At 73.0% G+C, this 18526-nt stretch carries 18 protein-coding genes; all 18 read right to left on the reverse strand.

From position 1 onward, the window contains the following. Position 1: 1 nt before the first annotated feature. The 18 genes from SM611_RS11155 to coaD all read right to left on the reverse strand — a co-directional run bounded on the left by SM611_RS11155 (position 2) and on the right by coaD (position 18491). Entirely contained in the window at positions 2 to 244 is a 243-nt protein-coding gene (locus SM611_RS11155; protein WP_371949287.1) for an RNA-binding protein, read from the reverse strand. A gap of 2 nt (positions 245 to 246) precedes the next feature. Beyond that, complete coding sequence (gene rpsP, locus SM611_RS11160) at positions 247 to 696, reverse strand: 30S ribosomal protein S16 (protein ID WP_371949288.1); 450 nt, start codon at positions 694 to 696, stop codon at positions 247 to 249. A gap of 547 nt (positions 697 to 1243) precedes the next feature. Continuing rightward, positions 1244 to 2821, reverse strand: a complete 1578-nt coding sequence (ffh, locus tag SM611_RS11165) for a signal recognition particle protein (RefSeq protein WP_371949289.1) — start codon at positions 2819 to 2821, stop codon at positions 1244 to 1246. A 137-nt stretch (positions 2822 to 2958) separates the two neighbouring features. After that, positions 2959 to 5358 (reverse strand): [protein-PII] uridylyltransferase, encoded by a 2400-nt coding sequence (locus tag SM611_RS11170; RefSeq protein ID WP_371949291.1) that lies wholly within the window; start codon positions 5356 to 5358, stop codon positions 2959 to 2961. A gap of 8 nt (positions 5359 to 5366) precedes the next feature. Then, positions 5367 to 5705: a P-II family nitrogen regulator gene (locus SM611_RS11175; protein ID WP_371949293.1), complete on the reverse strand. Its 339-nt coding sequence runs from the start codon at positions 5703 to 5705 to the stop codon at positions 5367 to 5369. Positions 5706 to 5707: 2 nt separating this feature from the next. Then, positions 5708 to 7039, reverse strand: a complete 1332-nt coding sequence (locus SM611_RS11180) for an ammonium transporter (RefSeq protein WP_371949295.1) — start codon at positions 7037 to 7039, stop codon at positions 5708 to 5710. Positions 7040 to 7209: 170 nt separating this feature from the next. Continuing rightward, positions 7210 to 8364, reverse strand: a complete 1155-nt coding sequence (ftsY, locus tag SM611_RS11185; protein ID WP_371949297.1) for a signal recognition particle-docking protein FtsY — start codon at positions 8362 to 8364, stop codon at positions 7210 to 7212. A gap of 46 nt (positions 8365 to 8410) precedes the next feature. Further along, complete coding sequence (locus SM611_RS11190) at positions 8411 to 9073, reverse strand: DivIVA domain-containing protein (RefSeq protein ID WP_371949298.1); 663 nt, start codon at positions 9071 to 9073, stop codon at positions 8411 to 8413. A gap of 5 nt (positions 9074 to 9078) precedes the next feature. Then, positions 9079 to 9321, reverse strand: coding sequence for a ferredoxin reductase domain-containing protein (locus SM611_RS11195; protein ID WP_371949299.1), 243 nt, complete (start codon positions 9319 to 9321; stop codon positions 9079 to 9081). A gap of 103 nt (positions 9322 to 9424) precedes the next feature. Beyond that, positions 9425 to 9838, reverse strand: coding sequence for a globin domain-containing protein (locus tag SM611_RS11200; RefSeq protein WP_371949489.1), 414 nt, complete (start codon positions 9836 to 9838; stop codon positions 9425 to 9427). A 322-nt stretch (positions 9839 to 10160) separates the two neighbouring features. Then, positions 10161 to 13814: a chromosome segregation protein SMC gene (gene smc / locus SM611_RS11205; protein WP_371949301.1), complete on the reverse strand. Its 3654-nt coding sequence runs from the start codon at positions 13812 to 13814 to the stop codon at positions 10161 to 10163. 619 nt (positions 13815 to 14433) lie between these two features. Further along, a complete protein-coding gene (locus SM611_RS11210) occupies positions 14434 to 14631 on the reverse strand; it encodes a hypothetical protein (protein ID WP_083946295.1) in 198 nt (65 codons plus the stop codon). A gap of 177 nt (positions 14632 to 14808) precedes the next feature. Further along, positions 14809 to 15102 carry an acylphosphatase gene (locus SM611_RS11215; RefSeq protein WP_371949303.1) on the reverse strand — a complete coding sequence of 98 codons (294 nt, stop codon included), beginning with the start codon at positions 15100 to 15102 and terminating at the stop codon, positions 14809 to 14811. Positions 15103 to 15113: 11 nt separating this feature from the next. Beyond that, the gene (gene mutM / locus SM611_RS11220; RefSeq protein WP_371949305.1) at positions 15114 to 15992 is read right to left on the reverse strand and encodes a bifunctional DNA-formamidopyrimidine glycosylase/DNA-(apurinic or apyrimidinic site) lyase; all 879 of its coding nucleotides are present in this window, start codon (positions 15990 to 15992) and stop codon (positions 15114 to 15116) included. Continuing rightward, complete coding sequence (gene rnc / locus SM611_RS11225) at positions 15985 to 16788, reverse strand: ribonuclease III (protein WP_371949307.1); 804 nt, start codon at positions 16786 to 16788, stop codon at positions 15985 to 15987. Before rnc ends, mutM begins: the two co-directional genes overlap by 8 nt. A gap of 287 nt (positions 16789 to 17075) precedes the next feature. Further along, a complete protein-coding gene (gene rpmF / locus SM611_RS11230) occupies positions 17076 to 17255 on the reverse strand; it encodes a 50S ribosomal protein L32 (protein WP_067632153.1) in 180 nt (59 codons plus the stop codon). A gap of 1 nt (position 17256) precedes the next feature. Next, positions 17257 to 17904, reverse strand: coding sequence for a YceD family protein (locus tag SM611_RS11235; protein ID WP_371949308.1), 648 nt, complete (start codon positions 17902 to 17904; stop codon positions 17257 to 17259). Between the two features lie 104 nt (positions 17905 to 18008). After that, the gene (gene coaD / locus SM611_RS11240) at positions 18009 to 18491 is read right to left on the reverse strand and encodes a pantetheine-phosphate adenylyltransferase (RefSeq protein WP_371949309.1); all 483 of its coding nucleotides are present in this window, start codon (positions 18489 to 18491) and stop codon (positions 18009 to 18011) included. Positions 18492 to 18526 lie beyond the last annotated feature (35 nt).

The following is an 18526-nucleotide window of genomic DNA, read 5'->3' on the forward strand; positions in this document are numbered from 1 at the left end:
CTCAGCGGACCTCGTTGACGTCGAGCAGGTCAACGCGCACGTAGCGGCCCCCGGAGAGGGCGCTGATCACCGTGCGGAGGGCCTTGGCGGTGCGGCCGCCGCGGCCGATGACCTTCCCGAGGTCCTCGGGGTGCACGCGCACCTCGAGGACCCGGCCGCCCCGGATCCGGCGGGCGCGGACCTGGACGTCGTCCGGGTTCTCCACGATCCCGCGGACCAGGTGCTCGAGCGCTTCTTCGAGCACTGTCAGCCCTCGCTCTTGGCTTCGTCGGTCTCGGTGGCCTTGGCCTCGGACTTCTTCGGCTCGGCCTTCTTCTTGCCACGGGTCGCGGTGCCGGCGGCCTCGTCGTCGCCCAGGGACTCCTTGACGGCGGCCTCGAAGGCGGCCTTCTTGTCGGCCTTGGGCTCGGCGACCTTGAGCGTGCCCTCGGCGCCGGGCTCGCCCTTGAACTTCTGCCAGTCGCCGGTGATCTTGAGCAGGTTCAGGACCGGGTCGGTCGGCTGCGCGCCGACGCCGAGCCAGTACTGTGCGCGCTCGGAGTCGATCTGGATGAGCGACGGCTCCTGCTTGGGCTGGTAGAGCCCGATCTCCTCGATGGCGCGCCCGTCCCGCTTGGTGCGGGCGTCCGCGACGACGATCCGGTACTGCGGGTTCCGGATCTTCCCCAGGCGCTTGAGCTTGATCTTGACTGCCACGGGTGTGGTGTACTCCGATTTCATTACTGGGTGGACGAGCCCGCGCCAGGTGGGGAACACCGGCTCACGGCCATCCGATGGACTCCGGCCGCGCAGGACGAGAGAGGGCGCCTCGCGATTCCGGTTTTCCAGCCTGTCATTCTGCCAGACGTTCGGTGTAAAGGTGCAATCGCACGACGCCGTGTCCACACGGCGCCCGGCCCCGTCCACCGACAGCCGCAGGCTACCCGGCGCGCGCCGTCCAGCAGACCCCGCTGGCGGCGAAGCGAGGACCGGCGACGCCGCCCGCCCGACACCGAACCCGGCCGAGACCATGCACCGCACCGCCGCCACCACACGGCACCGCCGGCAGCACGCACGACGCCGAATCCCGAAGGAACGCACACCAGCGCCGCCCGTCCCACGGTGAACCCGGCCGCGACCACGGCGGAAACGGCGGCACCGGCGGTGCGGGATGCCAGGGGGACGTTGGGCGGCGGGTCCGCACGGCGGCTCCAGGCCACCGGGACGATGTCGCGGATGGTCGGCTGGAGCGCCGCTGGGGTGGCTACTTCTTCTTGCGGTCCTGGAGTTTGCCCAGGTCGGGCATCTGGAAGCCGGGGGGCAGCTGGCCGGCGAGGCCGGGCGGGAGGCCGCCCGAGCCGCCGCCGAGGCCGGGAGGCAGGCCCTGGGGCATGCCGTCGGCCGCGGGCTGCTGGTCCGGCCGGCCCTTGCCGGCGGCGCGCTTGCGCGGGTCGCCGCTGCGCTGCTTGCCCTTCCGGTTCTTCTTGGCGGCCGCCTTCGCCGCCTTCTTGCGTCCGCCCGGCATGCCCGGCAGCCCCATGCCGCCGGCCATCTGGCGCATCATCTTCTGCGCGTCGAAGAACCGGGTGACGAGGCTGCTGACCTCGCCGACGCCGACGCCCGAGCCCTTGGCGATACGGGCCCGCCGCGAGCCGTTGATGATCTTGGGCTGGGCGCGTTCCTGCGGGGTCATCGAGCGGATGATCGCGGCGATGCGGTCGAGGTCCTTGTCGTCGATCTGGCTGATCTGATCGCGGACCTGCCCCATGCCCGGCATCATCCCGAGCAGGTTCCCGATCGGGCCGAGCTTGCGGATCATCATCATCTGCTCGAGGAAGTCCTCGAGCGTGAAGTCCTCGCCCGACGCGAACTTGGTGGACATCTTCTCGGCCTGCTCGGCGTCGAACGCCTGCTCGGCCTGCTCGATCAGGGTGAGGATGTCGCCCATGTCGAGGATGCGGCCCGCCATCCGGTCCGGGTGGAAGACACTGAAGTCCTCGAGCTTCTCCCCGGTCGAGGCGAACATGATGGGACGTCCGGTGATGTGCCGGACCGACAGCGCCGCACCGCCGCGCGCGTCGCCGTCGAGCTTGGTCAGGACGACCCCGTCGAAGCCGACGCCGTCCATGAACGCCTGGGCGGTGTTGACCGCGTCCTGGCCGACCATGGCGTCGACGACGAACAGGATGTCGTCGGGCTGGACGGCGTCACGGATGTCGATGGCCTGCTGCATCATCTCCGTGTCGACGCCGAGCCGGCCCGCGGTGTCGATGACGACGAAGTCGTGCTGCGCGTGCTTGGCCTGGTCGATCGAGCGGCGCGCCACGTCCACCGGGTCGCCGACGCCGCTGCCCGGCTCGGGCGCGAACACCGGCACCCCGGCCCGCTCGCCGACGACCTGGAGCTGCTGGACGGCGTTGGGCCGCTGCAGGTCGGCGGCCACCAGCATCGGCGTGTGGCCCTCCTGCTTCAGCCACCGGGCGAGCTTGCCCGCGAGCGTGGTCTTACCGGCGCCCTGCAGGCCGGCGAGCATGATCACGGTCGGCGGTGTCTTGGCCAGCCGGATCCGGCGGGTCTCGCCACCGAGGATGGCGATGAGCTCCTCGTTGACGATCTTGACGACCTGCTGGGCCGGGTTCAGCGCCTGCGAGACCTCCGCACCCGCCGCCCGCTCCTTGACCTGCGCGATGAAGTCCTTGACGACGGGGAGCGCGACGTCGGCCTCAAGCAGCGCGATCCGGATCTCGCGGGCCGTCGCGTTGATGTCGGCCTCGGAGAGCCGGCCCTTGCTGCGCAGCGACGAGAAGACCGTCGTCAACCGGTCGGAGAGCGTCTCGAACACGTGTCTGGACCGTCCTTGGAAAGCTTCTGGGATCGCCTATCAGCGTATCGGGTCACCCCCTTGCTTGCGTCCCCTCGCCGGCGGGCCTCTGGACCGCCCCGTCCACGACGTCCCCGGGGCCTCTACGGCGATCACCGTTACTGGAGGGCCTCGAGGATTCGGGCTTGGACGGTTTCCAGGGCCGGGGGGGCGGTGAGGGGGCCGCCGTCGTCGTCCACCGCGTAGAAGACGTCGACGGCTTCGGCTCCCAGGGTGTCGATCTGGGCGGCGCGGATCTGGAGGCCGCAGGCGCCGAGGGCCTGGCCGATCCTCCAGAGGAGGCCGGGGCGGTCGTGGGCGCGGACTTCGATGACGGTCGCCGTCTGCGACGCGTCCTCGATGATCATGACGCGGGGCGGCGGGACGGTCACGCCGGGGCGCAGCCGGACGGAGCGGGCCCGGCGTTCGAGGCGGTCGGCGATGTCGAGGCGTCCCGCGAGCATGCGGCGCAGGTCCGCCTCCAGGCCGGCCGGATCGGGCGGGGTGCCGTACTCCGGCACCGCCGTGAAGTCCAGGACCGCCGTCTCCGCGGGGCCGGTCGCCCCGTCGGCCGCGGGCGCCGGGTGGGGGGCGGAGATCGTGCGGGCGGTCTTCACGGCCAGGCGGTGGAGGGCGAGGACGCCGGCGGCGCGCCAGAGGAGGCCCGGGCGGTCGGGGGCGGCGATGGTGATGCGGGAGCCGGTGACGCGGACGGCCGCGCCGTCGTGGCGGGCCAGGGCCAGGTGGGCGGGGTCGAGGGCCGGGGGCGGCGGGGGCGTGCCGCCGGTGAGGGCGGCGGCGCAGCGGCGGGCGAGTTCGGCGACGAGGCCGGCCTTCCAGGTGGTCCAGGCGGCGGGGCCGGTGGCGTTGCCGTCCGCGATCGCGAGGGCGGCGAGGAGGTCGAGGATCTCGCGCTCGCGGCCCGGCACCTCGGATACGGCGGTGACCACGGTCTCGATGGTCACGGGGTCGTCGATGTCGCGGCGGGTGGCGGTGTCGGGGAGCAGGAGGTGGTGGCGGACGAGCGTCTCCAGGACGCGCACGTCGTCCCCGGGGAGGCCGAGGCGTTCGCCGATGGCGCGGACGGCGGCGGCGCCGGCGGTGGAGTGGTCGCCGGGCCGGCCCTTGCCGATGTCGTGCAGGAGCGCGCCGATGAGGAGCAGGTCGGGCCGGGCGACCTCGCGGGTGAGGGCGGCGGCGCCGGCGGCGGCCTCGACGAGGTGGCGGTCGACGGTGAAGCGGTGGACGGGGTTGCGCTGCGGCCGGTTGCGGACGTGCTCCCAGTCGGGCAGCAGCCGGACGATCAGCCCGGCCTGGTCCAGGGCCTCCCAGACGGCGATGGCGGCGGGTCCGGCGCCGAGCAGGGAGATGAGCGCGTCGCGGGCGCCGGCGGGCCACGGCACCGGAAGCGGCGGGGCGTGTTCGGCGAGCCGGGCGACCGTGGCGGGGGCGAGCGGCAGGCCGGCCTGCGCGGCGGCCGCGGCGACGCGCAGGACGAGGACGGGGTCGCGGAGGTCGGCGCCGCGCGCGAGGACGACCTCGCCTTCGTGTTCGACGGCGCCGTCCCCGACGGGCCGCCGCTCGACGCCGCGGCGGCGGCCCTGCCCGGCGGTGGGGAGCGGCGTGGGATGGACGGTCCTGGCCCTGGTGAGGCGGTCGACGCGGCGCCACAGGTTGGAGCCCGCGTAGGTGATCGTGCGGGCCGCCTCGACGATCGAGCGCTGCAGGACGCCGGCGTCCGGCAGGGCGAGAGCGCGGGCGACGGCGTCCTGTTCCTGGAGGACGAGGCGGTCGGTGGAGCGGCCCGTGACCTCGTGCAGCGCGTGCCGCACGTCGAGGAGCAGGTCATGGGCGGCCCTGACGCGGCCGTCGGGGGCCGAGGCCACCCAGGACGCCGCCACGGCGTGCATCACGTGGACGTCGCGGAGCCCGCCATGGGCCTCCTTGACGTCGGGTTCGAGCAGGAAGGCGAGCTCGCCCTGGGTCTCCCACCGTTCCCGGCACATCGCCGACAGTTCGGGCAGCCGGACGGCGGCGTCCGCGCGCCAGTCGGTGAGGACGGCGGCGCGGAGTTCGTCCACGAGCGTGTGGTCGCCCGCGATGCGGCGCGCGGACAGCAGCCCGAGCGCGGCCTTCATGTCGCCGCGCGCGACGGTCCGCGCCTCGTGGACGGTGCGGACGGAGTGATCCAGGCGCACCCCGGAGTCCCAGAGCGGATACCAGACCCGGTCGGCGATCCCGGCGACGTCGGACAGGCCGCGGTGCAGGAGGACGAGGTCGAGGTCGCCGCCGGGCGTCAGCTCGCGGCGCGCGTGGCTGCCGACGGCGACGAGCGCGACCCCGTCCGGCGCCGGCGGGGAGCCGGCCGTGAGGAGGGCCGCGAGCCGGCGGTCCAGATCGGCGGCACGCTCGGCCCGCGCCGCCGCGAGGGCTGCGCGGGCCGTGTCCACCGCTCCGGTGCCGCCGGCCGGGGCGGGCGCGGGCGCCCGCTCTCCGGCCGGCGGGTGGGCGAGGCTCACCGTGCCCCCTAGAGGGCTTCCGGGCCGGTCTCGCCGGTGCGGACCCGGACGACGTTGTCGACGGGGACCGCCCACACCTTGCCGTCACCGATCTTGTCGGTGCGGGCGGCGCGGACGATGACGTCGATGATGTCGTCGGCGTCCGCGGCTTCGACCAGGACCTCGACCCGCACCTTGGGCACGAGGTCGACCTGGTACTCGGCGCCCCGGTAGACCTCGGTGTGGCCCTTCTGCCGTCCGTAGCCGCTGGCCTCGCTGACGGTCATGCCCTTGACCCCGAAGGTCTCCAGGGCCTTCTTGACCTCGTCCAGCTTGAACGGCTTGATGACCGCCGTGATGAGTTTCATCCCTACGCCTCAACCTTCTTCGCGGGGGCGGCGGGCGCCGCCGCGGTCGCCCCGGAGCCGATGCCCGCGCGGATGGTGCCGAAGTCGTAGGCGGTCTCCGCGTGCGCCGTGCTGTCGATGCCGGTGGCCTCGTCGTCCTCGCTGACCCGGAAGCCCATCACCAGGTCGATGACCTTCGCGATCAGGTAGGTCACGACGAAGGAGTAGGCGAGCGTCGCGACGACGGCGACGGCCTGCTTGCCGAGCAGTTCGACGCCGCCGCCGGCGAACAGCCCGTCCGCGCCGCCGTCGTTGACGGCGGTGGTCGCCAGGAAGCCGATCAGGAGGGCGCCGACGATGCCGCCGACCATGTGGACGCCGACCACGTCGAGCGAGTCGTCGTAGCCGAGCCGGTACTTCAGGCCGACCGCGAACGCGCACACCGCGCCGGCGATGAGGCCGAGGGCGATGGCGCCGAGCGGGGTGATGTACGCGCAGGCCGGGGTGATGGCGACCAGCCCCGCGACGACGCCGGAGGCGATGCCGAGCGTGGTGGACGCGCCGTCCCGCAGCTTCTCGACGACGATCCAGGCGAACGCGGCGGCGCAGGTCGCGACGAGCGTGTTGATGAACGCGACGGCCGCGGTCGACCCGGCCGCCAGCGCGGACCCCGCGTTGAACCCGAACCACCCGAACCACAGCAGCCCGGCGCCGAGCAGGACGAACGGCAGGTTGTGCGGGCGCATCGGCTCCTTCGGCCAGCCCTTGCGCTTGCCGACGACGAGCGCCAGCGCGAGCGCCGCGACACCGGCGTTGATGTGGACGACCGTGCCGCCCGCGAAGTCGAGCGCGCCGAGGTCGAACAGCCAGCCCGCCTTGCCGCCGTCCTCACCGTCCGACCACCACACCCAGTGCGCGATCGGGAAGTACACGAGCGTGACCCACACCAGGGTGAACACGACCCAGGCGCCGAACTTGACGCGATCCGCGACGGCGCCGCTGATCAGCGCGACGGTGATGATGGCGAACGTCGCCTGGAAGGCCACGAACACCAGTTGCGGGATGCCCGTGCCGTCGTCGGCGGTGGCCACCTTCTCCAGGCCGACGAGCCCCCAGTCGCCGAACCCGCCGATGAACGAGCTGAGCGCGCCGCCGTCGCCGAAGGTGAGGGAGTAGCCGTAGACGACCCAGGCCATGCCCACCACGGCGATGCTGACGAAACTCATCATCATCATGTTGAGCACGCTCTTCGCGCGGCTCATGCCTCCGTAGAAGAAGGCCAGCCCGGGTGTCATCAGCAGGACGAGCGCCGTGCTCGTCAGCATCCATGCGGTACTACCGCTATCGATCTTCATCTCTGAGAGAGTCCCTCCTCGCCAGGAACTTCGAACTGCTCAGAGACTCGACCTCGGCGGTTTCGCGCGCGGGGCTCCCGCGTTTCGCAGGTGTGAAAACCGACCCCCGGGTGTTTCACAGGTGTTACTAAATCCTCACATGCCATATTTTTCGGTCATTGGGCCCGTTTTCACTCGCCCAGGATCGCGTCCACGAACGCCTCCGGCTCGAACGGCGCGAGGTCGTCCGGCCCCTCCCCCAGCCCGACCAGCTTGACCGGGACGCCCAGCTCCCGCTGGACCTGGACGACGATGCCGCCCTTCGCGGTCCCGTCCAGCTTGGTCAGCACCACGCCGGTGACGTTCACGACCTCCGCGAAGACGCGCGCCTGCTGCATGCCGTTCTGCCCGGTCGTCGCGTCCAGGACGAGCAGGACCTCGTCCACCGTGGCCTGCTTCTCCACGACGCGCTTGACCTTGCCCAGCTCGTCCATCAGCCCGGTCTTGGTGTGCAGCCGACCCGCGGTGTCGATGATCACCACGTTGACCTTGGTCTCGATGCCCTGCTTCACCGCGTCGAACGCGACGCTCGCCGGGTCGGCGCCCTCGTCCTTGCGGACGACCTGCGCCCCGACTCGCGTCCCCCAGGTCTCCAGCTGGTCGGCGGCGGCGGCGCGGAAGGTGTCGGCGGCGCCGAGCAGCACCGTGTTGCCGTCGCCGACGAGGACGCGGCCGAGCTTGCCGCAGGTGGTGGTCTTGCCGGTGCCGTTGACGCCGACGACCATGAGCACCGCCGGGCGGTCGCCCTGCGCCTCGGTGCGCAGGGAGCGGTCCAGGTCGGGGCCGATCTGCTTGACGAGCTCCTGCTTGAGCAGCTCGCGGATCTCCCCGGCGTTCCGGGTGCCGAGCACCTGCACCCGGGTGCGCAGGTCGTCGGTGACCTGGCGGGCCACGGAGGTGCCCATGTCGGCGGTGATCAGGGTGTCCTCGATCTCCTCCCAGGCGTCGTCGTCGAGCGTGTCGCGCGAGAGCAGGCCGAGAAGGGTCTTGCCGAACGTGTTCTGGGAGCGCGCGAGCCGCGCCCGCAGCCGGACCAGCCGCCCCGCGCCCGGCGGCGGCTTCTCGATCTCCACCGTGGGCCGCGGCGCGGGCACCTCCGTCGGCGGCGCCCGCTCGATGGTGGGGGCCGCGGCCTCCGCCTCGTCGACGGCGGTCGCGCCGCCCGTCCGGTCCGCCTCCCGCTCGACCGGCGGGCGCGGGCGTGTGCGGCGGGGCCGCAGCAGCGTGATGCCGCCGACGATCAGAGCGACGGCGGCCAGCGCGGCGATGACGATCACATATTCCATAGCGCCCCCAGTTTTCCATGCCGGCCCTGGGGGACGGGCCATGTGATCAGTCCGGCACTCCCCGAGGCAGCGATGCCCGCTCGGACGTCTCCCATTCGTCGACGTTGCGCAGAAGTGCCTCCAGGTAGGAGCGCAGGTGGGTGCGGTAGACGTCGCTGTAGGTGCGCAGGTAGGCGATCTCCCGCTCCATCGCGCGGCGCTGGTCGTCCGGCAGGGCCGCACGGCGGGCGTGCGCCGGCTCGGCGGAGCGGACGGCCGCGTCGGCGACGGCGGCGGCCTTGCGGTGGGCGTCCTCCAGGAGGTGCTCCGCCCGCCCCTTGGCGTCGGCCAGGATCGCCTCCCGGTGCAGCCGCGCCTCGTGGGCCAGCTCGCGGGTGTAGCGCTCGGCGTCCGCCACGTACAGGTCGGCGGTCTGCTGGGCCTGCGACAGGATCCGGACGGCCTGGAAGTGGGCGTCCTCCGGCGCCAGCACGCCGCGCGCGCCGCCCTTGGCCGCCTGGGCGCGCAGCCGGTTCACCTCGTCGGCGAGGGCGGCCTTGTCGCTGAAGATCTGGACGAGCTCGCCCTCGACGTACTGCAGGAAGCTGCGGACCTGCTCCTCGTCGTAGCCGCGGCGGCCGAGGGCGGCCCGGGAGAACACCACCGAGTGGAGCTCGCCCGGGGTCAGCCGCGACCCCGTGGAGACGACGGGAAGGTTCGGGGAGTTCAACGCGCTCACCTCTGTGCGTCTGCGAAGGTTTCCAGGCGGATGCGGTCGCGGGCGACGCCGAGCCGCGCGAGCTGCTCGACGGTGTGGCCGACCATCGCGGACGGCCCGCACACGTAGGCGTCGTGGCCGTCCCAGGGGCCGTGCGCGGCCACGACGCTCGGCAGGTCGCCGTACTCGACGTCGCCGCCGCCCGAGCCGAGCGGCGGCGAGAAGCCGTGGCCGCCGGGCTCGTCCGACACCGCCGGCACGACGGTGAGCCACGGGAACCCGCCGGCCAGCTCGGTCAGGTCCTCCAGGTCGTACAGGTCGTACAGGCCGTCGCGGGTGCGGGGGCTGGGCGTCCACGCCGGATCAGGAGACGGGCTCCGCGGCGGCCTCCGTCATGACCCGCGCGACGACGCCGTAGGCGGCCGTCCAGTCGCGTTCGAGGTCCTCGTTCCAGGCGGGGCCGCTGAAGCGGGCGAGGGTGGCGAGGAGGCTCGCGCCGACCGGGGCGTAGTGCTCGGCGACGACGCCGAAGCCGTGGTGGCGGCGGCCGAGGTCGCGCAGGAAGGGGACGAGCGCGTCCGGGTCGTCGACCGACGAGACGATCTGGGAGAGCGCGGCGAGCAGCACCTCGTGCTGCTTGGCCATCGCCGCGGGGAACATCGACCTGAGCTGCGGGGAACGGGCGAAAAGGTCGGCGTAGAAATAATCGGCGACGTCCATGCCGTTCGTTCCGACCTGGGCGAAATTGTCTTTGAGTTTCTGCGAGTCCACAGGCATCACGCCTCTCCGGATCCTCCGTACCGGGCGGGGAAGGCCCGGTGAGCAGCCGAAGGACCACGGTGCACATGGGTAGTGGATGCCTCCCGCAGCGCACAAGTCCGCCAGCGTGCTCGCCGCGTCACGGTCCGTGCGTGCGGATCATTTCACTTCGCCGCCACCGGCGAGAATGCACTGTAATCCATCGGTTATTGGCCGCGGAAGAGATTGTGTCACCGTCCGAATTGCGACGGATGGACGCTGCAACGTTCCAAGGAATCCATGACGGATATTACGGCCATATGAAACACGTAACACCCTGGATGATCACTCGGCCGGCGGATCAGCTCAGCCGCTGGCTGACCACCTGGGTCACGCCGTCGCCGCGCATGCTGACGCCGTAGAGGGCGTCGGCGCCCTCCATCGTGCGCTTCTGGTGCGTGATGACGATCAGCTGGGACGACTCGCGCAGCTCCTCGAACACGGTGATGAGCCGCTGCGTGTTGGTGTCGTCCAGCGCGGCCTCGACCTCGTCCAGGACGTAGAACGGCGACGGGCGCGCCTTGAACACGGCGACGAGGAAGGCGATGGCGACCAGCGAGCGCTCGCCGCCGGACAGCAGCGACAGCCGCTTGACCTTCTTGCCGGGCGGGCGCGCCGCGACCTCGACGCCGGTCGTGAGGATGTCGTCGGGCTCGGTCAGCGAGAGGCTGCCCTCGCCGCCCGGGAACAGCCGCGCGAAGATCCGCTCGAACTCGCGGGCGGTGTCCTCGTAGGCGGCGCCGAACACCTCCTGGACGCGGTCGTCGACCTCCTTGACGAGGCCGAGCAGCTCCCGCTGGGTCTTCTTGAGGTCCTCCAGCTGCGAGGTGAGGAACGCGTGCCGCTCCTCCAGCGCGGCGAACTCCTCCAGCGCGAGCGGATTGACCTTGCCGAGCTGGTTGAGCTGCCGCTCGGCGACCTTGGCGCGCTTCTCCTGGACGGCCCGGTCGTAGGGGACGGGCCGCGCGTCCTCCCCCTTCTCGGGGTCGGGCGGGACGAGCTGGTCCGGCCCGTACTCGGCGACCAGCGACTCGACCTCCAGGCCGAACTCCTCCAGCGCCCGCTGCTCGTACTGCTCCAGCCGCAGCCGCTGCTCGGCGCGCGCGACCTCGTTGCCGTGCACGACGTTGACCAGGCGCTCCAGGGTGGCCGACAGCTCGCGTACCTGCGTCCGGACGACCTTCAGCTCGGCCTCGCGCGCGGCCCTGGCCTGCTCGGCGGCCTCGCGGCGGCGGACCGCGGCGGCCAGCGAGTGCTCGATGCGCTCCAGCGCCGTCCGGGCGCCCCGGTGGACGGCCTTGGCGACCCGGGCCTGCTCCTCGCGGCGGGCGCGGCGCCGGGCGGCGCGGGCGCGCTCCTCGCGTTCGCGGCGGGCGCCGCGTTCCAGGGCGTCGGCGCGGCCGGAGATGGCCTGGACGCGCTCCTCGGCGGTGCGGACCGACAGCCGCGCCTCCATCTCGGCGGAGCGCAGCTCCTGGCAGCGGGCGTTCAGCTCGTCGCGCGCCTCGGTGTCGTGCCCGGCCTCGTCGGCGACCTCGGCGGCCTCCTCCGACTCGGCGAGCCGCATCGCCAGCTCCTCGGCCGCCTGCGTGTCGCGCTCCAGCGACTCGGTCGCGGCGTCGAGCGCCTTCGTGAGCCGCTCCACCTCGCCCCGCGCGGCACGGGCGTCGGCCTCCAGACGCGCGGCGCGCTTGGCCTCCTGCGCGGCCTGCGCGTCGAACTCGCGCAGGCGGGCGCGGACGCGGTCGAGTTCGGCCTGGGCCCGGTTGACGCTCGACTGGGATTCCCCCGCGGCGGCCTCCGCGGCCTCCACCGCCGCCTGGGCGGACTGCTCCCGCTCCACCGACGCGCCGAGATCGGACGCGGCGGCCCCGGCGGCCGTCTCGGCGGCGGCGAGGTCCTCGGTGGCCTCGTCGAGGGTCGCCCGCATCCGCAGGAGGCTCTGGCCGCCGCCGGCCGCGCCGCCCTGGGCCCAGTGCGCGCCCACGAGCTCGCCGTCGCGGGTCACGGCCCGCAGCGACGCCTCCCGGCGGACGAGCGCGGCCGCCGACGGGACGTCGTCGACGACGGCGACATCCCGCAGCAGATGCTCCACGGCGGGGCGGACGCCGTCCGGGACGGTCACCGCGTCGATCGCGTAGTCGACGCCGGGCACCCGCGCGGGCGCCGCCGGCGCTCCCCCGCCGATCAGCAGCCCGGCGCGTCCGGCGTCCCGGGCGCGCAGCAGCGCCAGGGCGGCCTCGGCCGTGTCCAGGGAGCCGACGGCGATGGCCTCGGCGGCGTTGCCGAGCGCGGCGGCGATCGCCGTCTCGTAGCCGGGACGGACGTTGAGCAGCGACGCGACCGTGCCGAGGACGCCGTCGAGCGTCCCGTCCGCGCCCGCCGCCAGCAGGGCCTCGCCGCCGTCGGCGGCGCTGGCCAGCGTGAGGTTCAGGGCCTCGATGCGCGCCTGCAGCGCCGCGACCTTCTTCTGCGCGGCCTGGTCGGCGGAGCGCGCCGACCCCACGGCGGCCCGCGCCTCCTTCAGCGCCCGGCGCGGACCGTCCACGGCCGCGCGGGCCGCCTCGGCGGCGTCCTTCGCGGTCGCGAGCGCCTCCTGGGCGGCCTCGTGCTCGGCGGCGAGCGCCGGGTCCTCGACGACCTCGGCCTCGAACGCCTCGAACTCCTCCCGGGCGTCGTCGGCGCGCTGCTCGGCCTCCGCGCGGGCCTCGGCGAGCCGCCCGATCTCCGACCGCCCGGCCTGCGCCTTGCTGCGCAGCGCCTCGACGCGGCCGCGCAGCCGGGCCAGCTCCTCGCGGCGGTCGGCGGCGGCGCGCGCGGCGGCCTGCAGGCGGCGCTCCTCGGCGGCGAGCGCCTCCTCGACGCCGGTCCGCTCCTGGACGGCGTCGGCGAGCCCGTCCTGCGCCTCGTCCAGCGCGGCGCGGAGCATCTCCTCCTGCTCACGGATCTCGGCGGCCTCGCGCTCCATGTCCTCGGGGTCGCGGCCGCGCCGCTCCTCCTCGCGCGTCTCGGCGGCGTTGCGGTGCCGCTCGGCGGCGAGGTCGGCGACGCCGCGCAGCCGCTCCTTCAGCGCCGACAGCCGGAACCAGGTGTCCTGGACCTGCGCGAGCTGCGGCGCCTGCTCGGCCTCCTCCGCCTCCAGGACGGCCTCGCGCTCCTGCGCCCCGGCCAGCGCCCGCTCGGTCTCGGTGCGGCGCTCGCGGATCGCGGCCTCGTCGGCGGCCTCCTGCTCCAGCTTCGTCCCGAGGGTGACCAGGTCGTCGGCCAGCAGCCGCAGCTTCGCGTCCCGCAGGTCGGCCTGGATCACGGCGGCCCGGCGCGCGATCTCGGCCTGCCTGCCCAGCGGCTTGAGCTGCCGCCGCAGCTCGCCCGTGAGGTCCTGCACGCGGGTGAGGTTGCCCTGCATCGCGTCCAGCTTGCGGAGCGCCTTCTCCTTGCGCTTGCGGTGCTTGAGGACGCCGGCCGCCTCCTCGATCACCGCCCGGCGCCCCTCGGGGCCCGAGTGCAGGACGCGGTCGAGCTGCCCCTGGCCGATGATGACGTGCATCTCACGGCCGATGCCGGAGTCCGACAGCAGCTCCTGGATGTCCAGCAGGCGGCACCCGTCGCCGTTGATCGCGTACTCGCTCGACCCGGACCGGAACATCAGCCGGCTGATCGTCACCTCGGTGTAGTCGATCGGCAGCGCGCCGTCGGAGTTGTCGATCGTCAGCACGACCTCGGCGCGCCCGAGCGGCGCCCGGTTCGCCGTCCCGGCGAAGATGACGTCCTCCATCTTGCCGCCGCGCAGCGACTTGGCGCCCTGCTCCCCCATCACCCAGGCCAGCGCGTCCACGACGTTGGACTTGCCCGACCCGTTCGGCCCGACGACGGCCGTGATCCCCGGCTCGAACTTGAGCGTGGTGGAGGACGCGAAGGACTTGAAGCCGCGCAACGTCAAGGTCTTCAGGTACAAACCCTCGCCATCCTCCCTGCTCCGCATCGGCGCCCCGGGGCCCGAACGCAACGCTAGAGGCTATCGCGTACCTGCGCCGACGGCCCGGGACGCGGCCCACTCCGCCCGCTCCAGGGCGGCACGCGCAGCCGCGGCGGGACCGCACCGTCCGCCGCCGCACCCCTCAGATGCCACGATTCCAGAGATCAACACAGAACGACCGTATTCGGCCAGCCCGAAACCCCGAAAAGCTTTACCGACCCTTGACCAGACCCCGCCCCAACCGGCAGCCGCCCAGAACCGCGGGGAATGGGTCCTCCATTGGCGGCGCCGACGCACGCACGCACCGAACCGCCGGCCGCGTCCATCGGCAGAATGATCGCAGGCCCAGCGCCACCGTAAGGCGGCTCTGGGCCTTGGGTTCTGAGTTGAGCCTGGCGATGACCGCCAGATGAACGTCCCTGACCTGAGTTTGCGACGACCTCAGCGTTGCGATCGCGTGCGAAGCCAGGTTTCGAGCTTGCGAGAAACCTGATCGCGCAGCGAGCCGCCAGGCGAGCCGAAGCGACGCAGCGATCGCCGCTTCGCCCGTTGAAGGGAGGGCGCTCCAGCGCCCGACCGCCGAGGGTGAAGCAATGAACTAGGTCAGCGCGGGTTCGCGGTCCTTCACCGCAAGCGACATCACATCGTCGTCCGGCGCCGTCGCGAGCGCGTCGTTCTCTGCCTGAAGCCGTACGAGCTCGGCCTCCAGATCACGTACGCGCTGCTGCAGGCGCCGCATCTCCGCGACCATCCGGGGGTCGGGACCGCCGACGTGGCCGAGTAGAGCCTTCGCCATGACTAAGGGTCCTCCACGCTGAGTAACCAGCAGGGATCGCGCACGGAATCAGCTGAAGTCGGTGCGCGTATCAACTAGAGTCGCACCGGCCGGTGTCCTGGTCAAGACGCACATCACAGGCCGGTAACAACCTTCCTCTACTAGTTTAGCAGGTGCGAACCGGAACCCCCTACCCGGTCACCGCTCCAGGAAGCCGGGGCCCTCGCCGCGCGGCCCGCTCCAGCGTTCGGCCACCCCCGTCACCTTGCCCGGACGCCCGCCCGCGTCGCCGCCCAGCAGGTCGAGCAGGCGGAGGCAGTCGCCGCGCGGGCCCTCCGCCACGACCTCCACGCGGCCGTCGGCCAGGTTGGTCGCGCTGCCGGCCAGGCCGAGTTCGAGCGCCTTCGACCGCACCCACCAGCGGAACCCGACCCCCTGGACGCGGCCGCGCACCCAGGCCGTGAGCCGCACGGTCTCCTCGTCGTCCGTCACGTTCCGGAACCCTAGTAGCGCGCCCGGCGGGGGCGGGGCTGGCACGCCGGGCAGGTGTAGGACGAGCGGTTCATGAACTCGTCGCGGCGGATCGGGGTGCCGCAGCGGCGGCACGGCTCGTCGCGGCGGCCGTAGGCGTCCAGGGAGCGCTCGAAGTAGCCGCTCTCCCCGTTCACGTTGACGTAGAGGCTGTCGAAGGACGTGCCGCCGACCGCGAGGGCGGCGCTCATGACCTCCCGCGCGGCGGCCAGGACGCGGGCGGCCTCCGCCCGGGTCATCGTCTCGGTCGGGCGCGCCCAGTGCAGCCCGGCCCGCCACAGCGCCTCGTCGGCGTAGATGTTGCCGACCCCGCTGATCAGCGACTGGTCGAGGAGCGCCCGCTTGATCCCCGTCCTGCGGCGGCGCAGCGCGCGGAAGAACGCCTCGGCGTCGAAGGCGTCCTCCAGGGGGTCGGCGGCGATGTGGACGATCGGCTCCGGGACGAGCGCGCCGGCGTCGAACGCGTCCGGGACGAGGTCGGCCAGCATCAGGTGGCCGAACGTCCGCTGGTCGACGAAGCGCAGGTCGTGGCCGCCGTCCGTGAAGTCCGCCCGGACGCGCAGGTGCTTCTCACGCTCGCGGTCCGGCTCGCCGACGAGCAGCTGCCCGCTCATGCCGAGGTGCGCCAGCACCGCCTCGGACTCGTCGTCGAGGGGGATCCACAGGTACTTGCCGCGGCGGCGCGGCGCCCGCATCGTGCGGCCGGCGAGGCGGGCGGCGAAGTCGGCCGGGCCCGCCGCGTGGCGGCGCACCGCGCGCGTGTGCAGCACCTCCGCGGACGCGATCGTCCGGCCGGTGGTCCAGCGGTCGAGGCCGCGCCGGACGACCTCGACCTCGGGCAGCTCAGGCACCGGCCTGCGCCGCCTGACCGTCCTGTGCGGCCTGTGCGTCCTGTGCGTCCTGTGCGTCCTGGCCGCCCTGCGCCGCGGTGTCCCGCTGGACGACGATCGCGCGGATCTCGTTCCAGGCGGCCTCGGCGGCGTGCTGCTCGGCCTCCTTCTTGCTGCGGCCCTCGCCCGACCCGTAGGTCTTCCCGCCGACCCGCACCGCGGCGCGGAACGTCTTCTGGTGGTCGGGGCCGCTCTCGGCGACGTGGTACTCGGGGACGCCGAGCTCCTCCACGGCCGTGAGCTCCTGCAGCGAGGTCTTCCAGTCGAGCCCGGCGCCGAGGCCCGCCGACCGGGTGATCAGCGCGTCGAACAGCCGGTGCACGAGGGCGGACGCCTCGCCGAGGCCGCGGTCCAGGTAGACGGCGCCGATCAGCGCCTCCAGCGTGTCGGCGAGGATCGACGCCTTGTCGCGGCCGCCGGTGCCCTCCTCGCCGCGGCCGAGCCGGATGTGGGCGCCGACGCCGAGGCCGCGGGCGACGCCCGCGAGGGCGCGCATGTTGACCACGGCGGCGCGCAGCTTGGCCAGCTGCCCCTCGGGCAGGTCGGGATGGCCGCGGAACAGGGTGTCGGTGACGACCAGGCCCAGCACCGAGTCGCCGAGGAACTCCAGGCGCTCGTTGGTGGGCAGGCCGCCGTTCTCGTAGGCGTACGAACGGTGCGTCAGCGCCCGTTCGAGCAGGTCGGCGGTCACGTCGACGCCGAGCGCGGCGGTCAGTTCCGCGCGGTCCGGCGCGGGTTCGCTCTTCTTGGCGCTCACAGGCCCTCCTCGCAGGCCGTGCACCGCGCATGGCGCGGTCGCTGATGCGGCGCGCCGGCCGCGGGGGCCGGGACGGCGAGGACGCGCGGCGGGGAGGATGTCCGCGAAGACGAGGTGCGCGCCGGTCTGCTGATCCCGGCGTGCACCACGGCTCCGGGCGCGGTCTCCGCGCCGGTCACCACGCCGACGTCACGCGCCGGGGTGGTCGGGGTTGGGGGTCCGTCCCGCACCTTGGGGGGCGGGCCGCGCCGTGCGCGCGGATCCGCCCCCCAGGATGCGAGAAGGTCTCAGGCCGACGGGGCGATGACCTGCCGCCGGTCGTAGGTGCCGCATGTCGCGCACGCGGTGTGCGGCAGCTTGTGGTCGCGGCACGTCGGGCACTCGACCAGGTTCGGCGCCGCGGTCTTCCACTGCGAGCGCCGGTGCCGCGTGTTGCTGCGCGACTTCTTCCGCTTGGGGACGGCCACGTCAGCCCTCCTGCTTTCCTTCTCGTCGGTCGAATGAACCATGGGAGCCGGAGCTCCCGTTCCCCCGGTCGGGGGAGGCCGGCGCCATGTCGCCGGCGAGGTCCCGCAGCGCCGCCCACCTGGGGTCGGCGACGTCGTGGTGGTGCTCCGGCCCGACGTCGGCGAGCCGTGCACCGCAGTCCGGGCAGAGGCCCGGGCAGTCGTCCCGGCACAGCGGGGACAGCGGCAGCGCGAGCACCACCGCGTCCCGCAGGACCGGTTCGAGGTCGATGAAGTCGCCCTCGAGGCGGAGCTCGTCGTCCTCGGCGTTCCCGCCCGAGCGGGTGTCGTCGTAGACGAACAGCTCCTGGAAGTCCGCCTCGAAGGACGAGGCGATCGGGTCGAGGCAGCGGGAGCACTCCCCCCGCAGGGGGACCGTCGCCGTGCCGGTGACGAGCACCCCCTCCAGGACCGCCTCGAGCCGGAGGTCCAGCTCGATCGCGGCGCCCTCGGGGACGCCCACCATCTCGACGCCGAAGTCCTCCGGTGCCGGCACGGTCAGGTGCTCCTCCCGCGACGACCCGGGTTGCCTTCCCAGAGCCCGGGTGTCGAGCACGAGCGGGGCGTTGGGGTCGAGGCGAGTCAGCGGATTCCTGCTTCCGTGAGGCATGGTGAACAGCGGCGCCTGTGATGGCCGATGTCCCAGGATACCGCCCCCGAAGCACTGGCCCAACTCGCGGCCCGTGCACCGGCCCCGCCGGGTGGGCGCGCCGGTCAGCCCTGCTGCTGGAGCCGCTCGACGAGGCGGTCGTGGACGCTGTCGGGGACGAGACCGGAGATGTCCCCGCCGAACTTCACGACCTCCTTCATGAGGCTGGACGACAGGAACGCGTACTCCGGGTTCGTCGCCATGAAGAGCGTCTCCACGCCGGCGATCCGGTGGTTCATCTGGGCCATCTGCAGCTCGTACTCGTAGTCGCTGACGGCCCGCAGCCCCCGGACGATGACCGGGATGTCCTGCTCCTTGCAGTAGTCGACGGTGAGCCCGTAGAACTTGTCGACCTTGATGTTGCCGTACTCCCGGGTGACCTCGGAGATCATGTCGGCCCGCTCGTCCACGGTGAACAGGCTCTTCTTGTTCTTGTTGATGAGCACCGCCACGACCACCTCGTCGTACAGACGGGAGGCGCGGCTGATGATGTCGAGATGCCCGTTGGTAACGGGGTCGAACGATCCCGGACAGACGACACGGCGCACGGCGCGAACCCCTTCGGTCCCGGTTTCTGACCTGC

It is taken from the genome of Actinomadura monticuli (assembly GCF_041463655.1).
Taxonomy (GTDB): domain Bacteria; phylum Actinomycetota; class Actinomycetes; order Streptosporangiales; family Streptosporangiaceae; genus Spirillospora; species Spirillospora monticuli.